Origin of the sequence: Cardinium endosymbiont of Philonthus spinipes (assembly GCF_964030745.1) — a bacterium.
In the GTDB taxonomy this organism is placed as follows: domain Bacteria; phylum Bacteroidota; class Bacteroidia; order Cytophagales; family Amoebophilaceae; genus Cardinium.
The window spans coordinates 395,925-408,878 of the sequence record NZ_OZ034918.1; the positions used below are offsets into that span (position 1 = coordinate 395,925).

Sequence of the window (12,954 nt, forward strand, 5' to 3'; positions counted from 1 at the left end):
AAGTTTTACGACTTCGGTAAAAGAGCATAACATTACATAGTATTAACATTTAAAATCTGCTCACATATATCTTCCATTTCTGTTAACCAGGTTAAAACATTATTTTTTCTAGCCCATGGAATATAAAATTCCATAGTATCTTTAGCAATTCTTTTTTGTTCTTCTGGCTTACGTACATTTATGGTTCTTAGATTATGCAGCCTATCAGCTAGTTTAATCTGAACGACACGAATATCCTTACATTTATTCAATATAACTTGATTGTCTGAATTATCTAATTTCCATCGGTAACCATGGGTATTATAATGTGTAACCATATCTACTACATAAGCTATATCTGGACCATATTGTAGTTCTATTTGCTCTAATGTGACCATTGTATCCTCTACTACATCATGCAATAGAGCAGCCAAAATAGTATTGGCATTCTTTGTAGCCTCTAATACGATCTTAGCTACTTCCATAGGATGGGTATAGTAAGGGTCACCTGACTTACGTATAGTAGTGCCATGAGCTTTCTTAATAAAGCTAATGGTCTCTTGTATCTTTTGCTCAGTTAAGGTTGTTTTGCTTATCAATAGACTAATGAGCGCTTTTTCTTGTGCCAAACTTTCATCAGTTTCTGCTACCTTATTAGATAAATCATTTGTATGATATCGCTTAAACTGCATAACTTTTTTACCATCAACAGGTAATATGTAAAGGCAGGTTAAACTAGTTGCTGTTTCTATGGTTTGCATATATCCTCCATGGGCTTGTACAATTTGTCTACTTTCTTCTTGATATAAATTATTAATGGTTTTAGGTAAGTAACCTAAAGGAATTTTATCGGTAATTTCATAGGTAGGTAATATTTCTGGGCTGTCTGTTTCGGTAGATATAGAGAAGGCGAGTGCAGGCAATATAGGAGGTATTAATTGTTTTTCATGATCATTGCGAGTATAGTATGGGTAAGACACCAATGTATTTGTAATTGTTAGGGTAATGATATCTTCTGTTGCCTTCTTGCTTCTGCAAATATTCCAAAAGTTTATAGTAAATAGTCTTTCCAAAATAGCTGGTTCTGTTAATAAATATTTTTCTATGGTTTTATTTTTTAAAAGCAGTTGTATGGGTTTACCTAGTCCTTTGATAGATTCATAAGATTGTAGGATCAGGGAGTCTATTTTAACTTGTTGAATAGCTTTTGGATCTAAGGTAAAGGTACGCTCTTCCTTAGCTCTTTGTAGTAGGAATCTAGACAAGGTATATAGCTTTTCCCTATGTTTTTCTATCTGTAGCTTATCTACACTAGTATCCAACGTATCGGCTATATCTTGTACTATTTTCCCGTTATAAGTAGGATCTAATCGATTCCAATTGGCTTGATTATGTAGAGAGGCTAGCGCGTACTTTTGTTCATAGTGTCTATCTAACGCTATAATTTGTAATTGTTTATTAAACTTGATCCTTATATATCGATACACTAAGCAACTGAGTAGGATAGTTAACCCTACCATTATTTCTGTAGTTACCAGTCCTTTATAGTTCATAAGGGCTACATGAGGAGGCATCCATTTATATATCAATAATGTGACAGATATCATCGCTATTATTATAGTATATGGCAATAATAAGCTACTTAGGCCTACGTTTACTATAAACAATGCGCAGGAAATAGGTGTAAAACAACTTAATTTCATATATACGATACCAGAAATAAAAAGGGCTACATATAATAGTATAGGCCACAATCCATACAGTAGACTATTACCTTCTTTCTGATAAATGTGCATAGCAGGATATAAGGCTATAATTGTTCCTATAGCCATAACAGTTATGTACCAGTAGATGTAGGAATCGAGATAGATTTTTTGTATACATAATAGGGATATAGAGCTATATATAGTAAGATAAATACCAAATGAAATAAAAATAGAAGTTTGTTTAGGGAAAATATCAGACCAATAAGATATTGTAAAAACAGATTGTATATACTGTATTTTTCTTAACCACCAACGTTTCGTCTCTTGATTTTGTAGTATTACAGGACTATAATCTGGAATACCTATCCATCCTGTATTAGGTTTTTTAGGTAGAAGATAATGTAGAGCAAATGAGATACAAGTACTCATTACAACGAATTTCAATATATCGCTTTGTTCTATAACTTGCTCCTTTACAAATATGATATAAGCTATTAGTGTGGTACTAATGGCCATACTACATAAAACATTCACAGTACAAGGCTTAAAACCAAAACAGGGTAGAATAAACGGAACGGTAATAACAGTGGTATAAAATAGAGCAGATTTATTCAACAATTGTAGAATGCTCGTCGCATAAAATGCAATAAATATGCTAACTATACCTATAGTTACAGCACTTATACGTGCTATTTTAAGAGAGGGTGTACGAAATATAGAAAATTTTTTCAATAGAAATGGAAATAGATCATTAGTACATAACACAGATGCAACATGTAAGTCAGAATCAGCAGTGGACATCAATAAAGCAATAATGCTTGATACCAATAACCCTTTAATACCAGGAAAATAGTCAAGATGTATAACATAGTCCAGTACATGTTGGCCTTGTATGGGGGTATGCCCACCTATATGCAGCATTATTGCAACAGAAAAAGCAAGTAAGGAAAAAATAATACGTATAACAGCAGTATTACGAAATACTCTAGCTGCTTGTTGTAGGGAAGAAGACATATAGATGCGCTGAATAAGAGCTGGATTCATAGGAAATAGCATCAAAGCAGCGTAAGCAGTAATTGTGTGCAAAACATTATTCCATGTACAAACCTCTATCGGATTAAATTTCGGTATTTGCATCAATGCCTTACAATTATCCCATGGATGATAGGTGTAATGTAGAAGTATAAGAATGACGACTGGAAAACAAACAAAAAATAATAAAAATTGACATACATCTGTAAACGCTACAGGTTTAGCACCTCCAAAAGAGGAATAGGTAATAACAATTAAAGATAAAATGATTGCCCATAGGATGGGTATATTTTCTACGTCAGGAAATATAATATGGGATATACTAAGGCCAACTTTAAACTGAATAGAAACTATAGCAATGGCCATTAGGATTCCAAAGAAAGCGGTTATGATTCGAATGGTTTGGCCGTATAGTATTCCCATAGACTCAGCTACCGAAAGGTGTCCTATAAAGGGCCTCATTCTTACAATAAGAAATCGAGAGATTAAGTAAAAACCTATGGGAAGGACTAAATCCCTAACTAACGTATACAAACCATTATAGTAGTAAGCATTTAGTCTGGTTGTTAAAAAACCACCGCCATAAACAGTGGCTATTAAGGAAGCGGTTAACACAACTGTCGGCATTTGTTTATTACCAACTGCATAGTGTTTGAATGTAGCAACTGACTTGCTACAGTATAAACCTAGTGCCAGTGTAATTACTAAGAATACTATTATGATTAAGCAGTCTATACCCATAGCTTATCTATATTTTTTACGTATTTATGTAAAATACTATAATAAAATTTATTAAATACCTCCATCGCTAGTTTATGCACGGTTCAATAATCATTCTTTTATATTGAAAGATATAGCGTACATTTACGTTAAGAACGTTTTTCCATGAGGCATTGAAATAAGATACATTACGCATGTAATCATCATGATTTATCAGGTAATAATTTAATTAGGTGCCTAGTAAGGTTATACACATAAACATAATAATATGAAAGATTATACTTTACGAGTAACAGCTAGGGCGCTAATAGTAAAAAATAGTCAGTTGTTGCTTGTTAGCAATGATTATAAAATTTGGCATACACCTGGTGGACACTTAGAACCAAGTGAAATGCTTCCAGATTGCATGGTAAGAGAAGTAAAGGAAGAAACTGGCCTTGATGTTCAACCAATTCAAATTGTCTATGTTGCAGATTTTTTTGATAAAAAGTATAATATACATAAGGTAGAGGTCTATTTTGCTGCCAAAACATGTGTAAATGAGCTTCCTAAAGATTGGTTAGACCAAGATGGCCCGGTTAAAACTGCTCAATTTTTTGATGTTGAAGCCTTAAAAGATATGCATGTTATACCAGCCTTTTTAAAAACAGGGAAATGGTTAAATTCTGATCTTGATGTTTATCAAAGATCAGAGCGTGGCTCTCTAGTAGTTTAAATTTTCGTATCCCACCAATGAGCCTGAAATACGCATAAGTAGGAGCTAACCGAAGGGTCTGCTTTTTTATCAAGAAAAAAGTGGAATAAAATTCATTATTAACCAGTGACGTAAACAGATATTTTCAGTATCCATTCATCACTATGACTACGTTTTTCTGAAAAAGCAAATAACTAACCGAGTACCAGCCCCGCATCTCCTTCGATAAAAAAATGGCGCTCTAGTAAAACACTAACAGCTGAGCGATATGTTTTTTAGCGGATTAGAAAATCGTCTGTTTGAAGCCCGCGTAGCGGGCTGAGTTTACGATTTTCCCGTTAAAAAACATATCGATTCATCTATTTACTATCGGGCCAGACTTTTTATCGAAGGAGATAAGGGGACCCAACCACAGGCGTGAATAGATACTATTTTCATTACTTTACTGCGTGTCCAATTCCTCTATCGGCGGTCAGCAACAAGGGAGGCTTTTATCGACAGCCAGAAACAGAGCGGATCGGATGCCCAATTCCTCTATCAGCGGCCAGAAATAAGGCAAGCTACTTATAGTTATCTATATCCCAAGGATTAATGATCTTTAACTCATGCATACTATCAAAATCCTTAGCATTACGTGTAATCAAGGTTAACTTATGTACCATAGCTGTAGCTGCTATAATAGCATCAGGAAGTTTAATCTTTATTTCTTTCCTGATTTCAACTGTTTTAAGCTTTATGGGCTGTTCTAGCTCAATAATTGGAGCCTTATTAAGAAATTTATTCAATACCTTTGTTCCATCCGAACTATCTGTTTTCCAACACAATAACTCTAGCTCTGTAACCACTGATATTGTCGGGAAACCTGATTTTAGCAATCCATGTATATAATTCCGTACAATCTCTGGAAATTGTTTTTGTAAGTAATAAATGACCGTATTAGTGTCCCATAAATATTTTACTCCCATCCATTTCTAAGTTCTTGAAGCTGTTGATCTAATGCTTCTAATGGTTGCTTATGCATAAGCCCTTCAAAGGGTGCAATCCAGTTCTTAGATATTATTTTTTTATGCTCTTTAGTGCTTTTATCCAGTTGTATAAGTTGCAATGATTCCAACTCTCTTAGAAGCCCTAATGCTTTATGATTAATGATATGTACAGTTACTTTTCGCATAACAGTAAAATTTATATACATGAATTAAAGGTTATAAATATATAATAAAAACCAATGGATTTAAAGGCTTTTTTGTACTTCTAAAGTAGCTAAAAGTGAGCAAAACATAGTAGTTTACTACTATAGCATAAGTGCCTTAGCTTAATGATTTATTCGGTGCTTGAAATAAGGAGCCTTATAGAGGTGGTTAAATATATATAAAAAGGACTATTAGTTTAGCTGGTTTACTTTATTAGGTCTATTTTTATGTGCCCAATTCCTCTATCAGCGGCCAGAAGCGGGGCAGCAAAACCGTTTCCAATTGTCACATAAAATGGCGGTAGCCGTGGCTGCATTTAAGGAATTGGCCTGGCCATATCTAGGAATCGCAATAGCCTCAGTAAGGATTGCCTTTACAGCTGGCTGAATTCCATGGGATTCATTCCCAATAACCAATACACCATGGCCTGGAAAGGCAAAATCATGCACAGGCTGACCATCTAATGTAGCACCTAAAATAGGTAGTTTCAGCCCCTCTAAATAACGTGGCAAGTCTACATAATGCAAGTTGACCTTTGCAAAAGAACCCATACTCGCTTGTAGCACCTTTGGATTATATAACTCTACAGTGGTTTGAGAACAGAGTATGGTGGCTATGCCATACCAATCTGCTATACGAATAATAGTACCTAAATTACCAGGATCCTGAATGCCATCTAATGCTAGAGTGATGTCAACAGGTGATATAGATGGCTCAGTGGCGCTGGGTATAGCCGCTACTGCTAGCACTTCATGGTTGTGTACAAAGGAACCTAAACCAGAAAGAACCTCTTTTTTAGTTTCAAATACCTCCGTTTCTTTACGAATAGAAGCAACAATATCCTGATTTGCTACAAAAAAAGAAGAAGTGCCTACGATGCATTTTATAGCATAACGGGCACTGAGCAATGCTTGGATACTTTTTTTTCCCTCTAAAACAAAAGCAGCCTGCTCTAAGCGGTATTTTTTAAGTGCCAACTGACGAATGCATGTGGCCTTTTTTTTGCTTAACGTAGGATACATGGTTACAGGCCTACCTTACTACAATAGCTTTTCGTGAAACATGCCAGCTAGTCGATAGAGTTCAAATTCTGCTTGCTTTACCTTAAAAGCATGTTCTACTACACCGATTTCTGCTTTTTGAGTAGCTTCTTCTGCTTCATGTAGTTCCAGTAGCTTTACTTGCTTGAGACGGTACTTTTCTCTTATAAAAGCCAGTTTTTGTTTATTTATTTTCAGTTGCTCTTCTGCCACCTTATGCGCATCTAAGGCATGGCGGTATTGCCATGTTTTATCTTCTAAACGACCCTCTACTGCTGATTGTTGTTGCTGCAATGCAAAGGTTGCATGATCTAATGCAATCCTAGCCTTTTGAACCTTTGCAGGCATTAGCAGGAAGGTAAGGATATCTATACTCATGCCAATGCTCCCTCGCCACTGCATAGACTTATCATACAGATGCAATGCTCCCTCACCTAAATCATATCGATAACCATTGGAACGAAACCCACCTGATAGGCTGATACAAGAAAGTGGATAGGCCTTAGCCCTACTTACCTCGGTTTTGGCTATGTCTACCCGCTTTTTGTGTATGGATTCGTCCAAATCAACCACTTTATCCTTTGTAACCGCTTTCATATCCCATATAGGCTGTACAGAAATAGTGGATTGAACCAATGTTTCTGTATGAATGGGTTTACCAAGTATTAAGTTTAAATTGCGACGTTTGCCTTTCAAGGCTTCCTGACGCTCCAATAAACTTAACTTTACCTGCTTTAAGGCCAGCTGCGCATCTAAACAATCTATTTTGGAAATGCGGCCTATCTTTAACTTCTCCTCCTCTACCTTTAACCTGGCTGTGGCAAGCTTGAGTAAATTATTGGATAATTCCCATTTTTTTTGCGCCAATGCTAGTTCATAATAAGCAGTAATGACTTGCTGCAACTCCTTTTCTACCGATTTTTTTGCAACGAGCTGATGTATACAATTACTTTGACAATGAATTTTCGTCTGAAAAATTTTATCACATAGTGATGAGAACTCCCATTTTAATGTAAAAAAAGGCATAGAGTGAATGTACAGTTGTAGGGTCGGTCCTTCCGCGTTACCTTCTTGAGAAGATCCTTTAATACCTGATTGCCAAATATTTTCACTAGAAACCATAAAGGTAGCTCGAGGAGCCCATATGCGAAAAGTGTCTATTCTATTAGATAGGATTGCTTGCTTTTTAGTCTTTGCAGCAATCTGAATAGGTACATTATCTTTTAGTGCCATCTGTATGGCTTCTTGTAAACTAATGGGCGTTTCTTTGGCTTGGATTTTATTGTAAGCAAAAAGTGTTATACTAGCCATCAGGCTCAAACGTAACACCAAGTTTTTAATCATTAACATTTTTAGTAAAATTTTTATTTAGACAATTTTTCCATCTACAATTTCTTGAATATTATTGCATTGCCGTGCTACCTGAACAGAGTGTGTTACGATAAGAATGGTATTCCCCTCTCTATTCATTTCCTTAAGTAGGGCCATGATTTCATGGGCCGTACTACTATCTAAGGAGCCGGTTGGCTCATCTGCTAAAATTAAAGGAGGCGCTGTTACCAATGCGCGTGCAATAGCCACTCTTTGCTGCTGCCCACCTGAAAGGGAGCTCGGTCTGTGACGAACATATGCAGACAATCCAACTTTATCAAGCATGGCCAAGGCACGTTTGCAACACTCGTCTCTGTCTATTCCTTGGTAATAGAGGGGCAAGGCCACATTTTCTAAAGCCGTTTTAAAGGGAATTAAATGAAACCGCTGAAAGATAAACCCTATTAACTGACTTCTATATTTACTGGCTTTTTGGTTAGAAAGATTTTTTACATGGACCCCATTCAGGTAATAGTTCCCACGGTCATAATCATCTAGTATACCAATAATATTCAACAACGTAGACTTACCAGCACCAGATTGCCCCATTAAGGCAACAAGATCTCCTTTTTCAAGATGAAAATTGATCCCCCTAAGTACTTCTCTAGTAACCGTGCCGTTTTGATAGGATTTATATAAGTCCTGAATCTGAATCATGCTACGTTTCTACAATTAAGTGGTCGGCTTCCGTAAGCCCTTCCTTTACTTCTACATAAATGCCATCTGATAACCCCAACACCACATTTTTTTTAACTACTTTACCTTCATGCAAACATTTTACGAAATAGGTAGCGCCTTCCATGTGAACCATGCGCTCTGGAATAGCCAACACATCGTTTGCTTGCTCTAAAATTACCTCTGCAAGGGCTATATAGCCTGCGCGTAAAGTAACCTTTGACTTTTTAGGTTTTCGTATAACCCCTTCTATTTCAAATTTGGTTTCTCCTTTTTTTAATGCTTCTTCACTGGCTTTTGGTGAAATTTTGGTTAAAGTAACTTGGAGTTTTTCCTCATTTAAAGCATTTAAGGAGGCTGTAAAGGTCATACCTTTGGTGAGATGGACTACATCTAATTCACTTACCTTCGCGGAAAATAAAAACTGATCCATATCTCCAATCACGGCTACTGTGGCTCCAGAAGCCCTTTCGCTCACTGCCTGCACCATACTGCCCTCTTTAACTGGCAGGTCTAAGATGGTCCCTTTCGTAGTAGCTTTCACAACATTGGCAGCTGCTCCTTTTGTGGTAGTATAGCCACGCTGACTGATTTCTAACTCCTTCTGAGCTGCAACAACTTTTTCTTTGCTTTGCTCCCACTCTGCTAAAGAGGCTTCATAGGCTTCTTTAGCCAACATCTTTTTACTAAAAAGTTGCTTGTTTCTTAAGTATTTGGCTCTGGCTTGATTCCGATCAATAGTAGCCAAACGCAACTTGCTTGCTGCAACCTGAACTTGTTGTGGCTTAGGTTGTATTTTAATACGGGCAACAGCTGCACCTTGCTGTATATAATCCCCTACCCGTACAAATAGTTTGTCTATAATACCGGTAACATGCGCCTCTAGCTTAATTTCTTTATGGGGTATAAGGCTACCAGAAAACACTTTTTTTCGAACAATGGTTCTACAAGTAGGCTGTGTGGTTGGAACAACTACCTGATCTACGCTCCTCCAAAAGGCTAGTTGATCTAACTTGTTCCATTGGTCTTTATATAGTTTGGCATAAGCAAAAACCCCTCCAGTGAGGATACCAGTGGTTAAAATCAATTTGGTTATTATACGCATTTTATTCATTATTTAAAGCATCTACTGGCCTAATGGACAATGCTCTTTTTACAGGGATCATACCAGCTAAACAACCAGAACACACCAAAACGACTAAGGCATATCCAGGAAATTGAAATTCAAAACGAGCAATACCATATTTTTCAATAATAGGCAACAGATAGTTATTTACCCATCGAAGGATGGTGATGCCCGCTCCCAAACCTAAGATACCAGAAATCAAGTTAATGGCAACCGATTCGAATAAAATTAAACCGATAATATGGCTGGACTTAGCTCCAACTACCTTACGAATAGCCAGTTCTTGTGTACGTTCTTTCACGACCACTAACATCATGTTGCCTACCCCCACTACGCCACTAACCAAAAAACAGAAGCTAACCAGCCAAATAAATGCCTGCATCATGATAAACAATAGTTGAAAAGATCGAGCCCGTTTAGATAAACTATGTATATACACTGCCTGCCTATCTTCCGCATCAAAATGGAGCCGCCTGGCCAAATAGGCGCGCACTTTTTTTTCTACCTGTAGCGGATTTTGTTTGGGCGCTAAGGTAGCAATGACAGAATCAACCTGCTCTGCATGGTTGGGGAACAATGCTTTAAATAAACTGCTTGGAATAATGACTTTATCATCATCTATTCCAGCTGTTGCCTCTAATACACCAATCACCGCAAGAACAGTGCCATCTATGGTAATGAACTGCCCAACCGCTTCCTGTCTATCAAATAGGTCAGTTTTCATTTTCAAGCCTAGGATACAAACTGGTAGCCTTTGGACTACATCACGTTCGGAGAAAAAACGCCCCGCCACAAGCTCCAAGTATTTCATCTTTTCATACCCAATACGTACACCTAATATAGGGCTTTTATATAGGTTTTGCCCGTAAGCAACAGAACTATTAGTGCGAAAGACAGGCATGATGTGCTCAAAAACATTCAAATTACTGGCAAGGTCATCTGTTAATGCTTCTGTCAAATGCATTTGATCTGTTAGCCTGTAACCTGCATAAATGTACAACAAACGGTCACTATAGCGCTGAAATCTTGTAACCATACCATTATAAAGTCCAGTGCCTGCCCCTTGTAAAAGCACCAAGATCAACATTGCCCACATCACACCAAACCCGGTAAAAACAGTCCGCATTTTATGGGCTTTTAAACTATCAAGAGCCTCTAAAAACAACTGATATCCAAACATAAATTATTTTTATTTGCTACCCAATGCCTCTACAGGTTTTATATTTACCGCACGTATAGCGGGTAAGATACCAGCCAAACAGCTTGCCAAAGCAATCAATCCCAACCCCGTCAAGATAAACGAAGGAGGGCAGGTCAAAGTAGCTAGGTAATAGTCTTTGCATAATGGGACTAACCATTTATTTAACAACTGGATCAGTCCAAAGCCTGCTACAAAACCAACCATACCCGCCACAAGGGTGACCATAACCACTTCAGCTAAAATCATCGCAACAATTTCTATGGAACGGCTTCCCAATACCCTACGAATCGCCATCTCTTGTTTTCTTTCTTGAATGGTTACCAGCATCATATTACTCATAGCTACAATACCTGTTATCAGCAGACATACCCCTAGTATAGCATTAAAAATAAAAATATTTCTAAAAAAGGCATCAAATTTAGCGGCATGTTTGGCAATACTAAATAGACTAAGCGCTTGTGGGTTTTTGGCATCAAAGTTCAAATGACGTGCAAAATAAGCGCGAAATTGTGTTTCAGCCACTGCTGGACAGGCATCAGGCAGTAGGGTCAACCGAATAGCGCTTACATAATTACTACGCTGAGGAAATATCTTTTTAAACAAACTATTGGTAAGCAATATTGCATCAGATTCATGGTAGAGACTAGCATCTAACGGATCTAATACGCCTACTACTTTCAGGCCAATGCCTTCCAAAAAAATATACTTCCCAATAGCAGAGGCTGCGCCAAATAACCTTTCTTTGACAGCTATGCCGATAACACAAAGGTCATCTGCGGCCACAGCATCGCGCGGTGTAAAGAAACGCCCTTCCTGTAGGGATAGATTAGCCAATAGCAGATAACAAGGATCGCATCCCAAAATGGATGCATTGATTTTTTTTGTTGCATAGCTGACGTGGCTGCTATGCCACAATATAGGGCTAACATATTGAATCGCATGAAATGGCTCAGATAAGTTTGTCGCCATGGCTAGTGGAATGGGATGGTGGCTACCGCCGCTTCTGCCTTGCCAAAGGATCATGGTTTTTGTGCCATACTTTGCAAATGCCTGAGCAACACCATTGTGCACGCCATTGCCAAATGCTACTAGCAACACCAGCATAAAAATAGCCCACAATACACCAAAACCCATAGAAAAGGTTCGAGCGGTATGGATTTTAAGGCTCTGGCACGCCTCCCTGAAAGGATCTAAAATAGACATAAGCCTTTACAATTAGGTTTCAAAAGCGGTCTAATTAAAACAGTTGATTGAATTTAATATAAAACTGGCAAATAAATTAATTTCTATGTTGTATCATTTTTCCTCTGCCCTAGGATGGGCTTTTTTGAAAATTTCTTTTAACCGAGTTAAAGAGTTATGGGTATAGACTTGAGTAGCAGCCAAACTTGCATGACCCAATAATTCTTTAATAGCCTGTAAGTCGGCACCTTTATCTAACAAATGGGTCGCAAAGGTATGGCGCAATATATGAGGACTATGCTGACTGGCACGTGTAGCGGGGGCCAAATATTTCTTAACAATTCGATAGATAAACATGGGATAACAGGGCCTTCCAGCCTCAGTGAGGATGAGCTGAGGAGTAAGGTGATAACCCAATTTTTTTTTTTCCAACAAATAAGCAGTTATTAATGGGCCCAATGGCTTTGGAAAAGGAATGATACGCGCTTTATCCCGCTTGCCTATTACCTGAATGGCTTCATCTTTCAGGTTGATGTCTGCCTGGCAAAGGGCTATAAGCTCAGCCAAACGGATGCCTGTCCCATATAAAAGCTCTAAAATTAACCGATCACGCAGCCCAGAAAAGGTGTTAGAAAATAGATGCTGATCTAAAAAAGATAAAAGTTCTTTTTCTTGAAAAAAGATAGGCAGTCTTTTTTTCCCTTTTAGACTTTTAAGCACATCGGTAGGAGGATCCAGCATAAAGCCCCTTCTTTGTAGAAAAGCATAAAAGATACGCAAGGCAGCCATTTTTCTATTAATAGAACGATGGACAAGCCCTGCTTTAGCCAATGCCATTATCCAGCCACGCAGCTCCTGAGCCGTCACTTCCGTGACTGCTTTTGCAGGTGTTAGCCCGGATAGATAGTCTACAAATTGATATAAGTCGGCCTTATAGGCGAGCACAGTATGGAGACTGGAACGCCTTTCTATTGTTAAATAGGCTTCAAAAAGAGAAAGAAAGTGCTGGCTATCCATAAAGGAATTTTTAGCTAGCTT

At 37.7% G+C, this 12,954-nt stretch carries 11 protein-coding genes; 1 reads left to right on the top strand and 10 read right to left on the bottom strand.

All coding sequences use genetic code 11. The features are described from left to right. Positions 1–32: 32 nt before the first annotated feature. Positions 33–3,458, bottom strand: a complete 3,426-nt coding sequence (locus AAHM81_RS01720) for an HD domain-containing protein (RefSeq protein ID WP_342265637.1) — start codon at positions 3,456–3,458, stop codon at positions 33–35. A 247-nt stretch (positions 3,459–3,705) separates the two neighbouring features. Between AAHM81_RS01720 and AAHM81_RS01725 the strand changes: the two genes are divergently transcribed. Next, complete coding sequence (locus AAHM81_RS01725) at positions 3,706–4,152, top strand: NUDIX hydrolase (protein ID WP_342265638.1); 447 nt, start codon at positions 3,706–3,708, stop codon at positions 4,150–4,152. 539 nt (positions 4,153–4,691) lie between these two features. Here the strand turns inward: AAHM81_RS01725 and AAHM81_RS01730 are convergent. The 9 genes from AAHM81_RS01730 to AAHM81_RS01770 form a co-directional block, all read right to left on the bottom strand. Then, positions 4,692–5,096, bottom strand: a complete 405-nt coding sequence (locus AAHM81_RS01730) for a type II toxin-antitoxin system VapC family toxin (RefSeq protein WP_342265639.1) — start codon at positions 5,094–5,096, stop codon at positions 4,692–4,694. Further along, positions 5,087–5,323 (bottom strand): hypothetical protein, encoded by a 237-nt coding sequence (locus AAHM81_RS01735; protein ID WP_342265640.1) that lies wholly within the window; start codon positions 5,321–5,323, stop codon positions 5,087–5,089. Before AAHM81_RS01735 ends, AAHM81_RS01730 begins: the two co-directional genes overlap by 10 nt. A 243-nt stretch (positions 5,324–5,566) precedes the next feature. Continuing rightward, positions 5,567–6,343 (bottom strand): RNA methyltransferase, encoded by a 777-nt coding sequence (locus tag AAHM81_RS01740; protein WP_342265641.1) that lies wholly within the window; start codon positions 6,341–6,343, stop codon positions 5,567–5,569. An 18-nt stretch (positions 6,344–6,361) separates the two neighbouring features. Further along, the gene (locus AAHM81_RS01745; RefSeq protein WP_342265642.1) at positions 6,362–7,711 is read right to left on the bottom strand and encodes a TolC family protein; all 1,350 of its coding nucleotides are present in this window, start codon (positions 7,709–7,711) and stop codon (positions 6,362–6,364) included. 18 nt (positions 7,712–7,729) lie between these two features. Then, on the bottom strand, positions 7,730–8,389 hold the full coding sequence (locus AAHM81_RS01750; RefSeq protein WP_342265643.1) for an ABC transporter ATP-binding protein: 660 nt from the start codon (positions 8,387–8,389) through the stop codon (positions 7,730–7,732). Between the two features lies 1 nt (position 8,390). Continuing rightward, entirely contained in the window at positions 8,391–9,512 is a 1,122-nt protein-coding gene (locus AAHM81_RS01755; RefSeq protein WP_342265644.1) for an efflux RND transporter periplasmic adaptor subunit, read from the bottom strand. A 1-nt stretch (position 9,513) separates the two neighbouring features. After that, positions 9,514–10,713 (bottom strand): ABC transporter permease, encoded by a 1,200-nt coding sequence (locus tag AAHM81_RS01760; protein WP_342265645.1) that lies wholly within the window; start codon positions 10,711–10,713, stop codon positions 9,514–9,516. A 9-nt stretch (positions 10,714–10,722) separates the two neighbouring features. Beyond that, entirely contained in the window at positions 10,723–11,937 is a 1,215-nt protein-coding gene (locus AAHM81_RS01765) for an ABC transporter permease (protein ID WP_342265646.1), read from the bottom strand. A 93-nt stretch (positions 11,938–12,030) separates the two neighbouring features. Then, positions 12,031–12,933 carry a tyrosine-type recombinase/integrase gene (locus AAHM81_RS01770; RefSeq protein WP_342265647.1) on the bottom strand — a complete coding sequence of 301 codons (903 nt, stop codon included), beginning with the start codon at positions 12,931–12,933 and terminating at the stop codon, positions 12,031–12,033. Between the last annotated feature and the right edge of the window lie 21 nt (positions 12,934–12,954).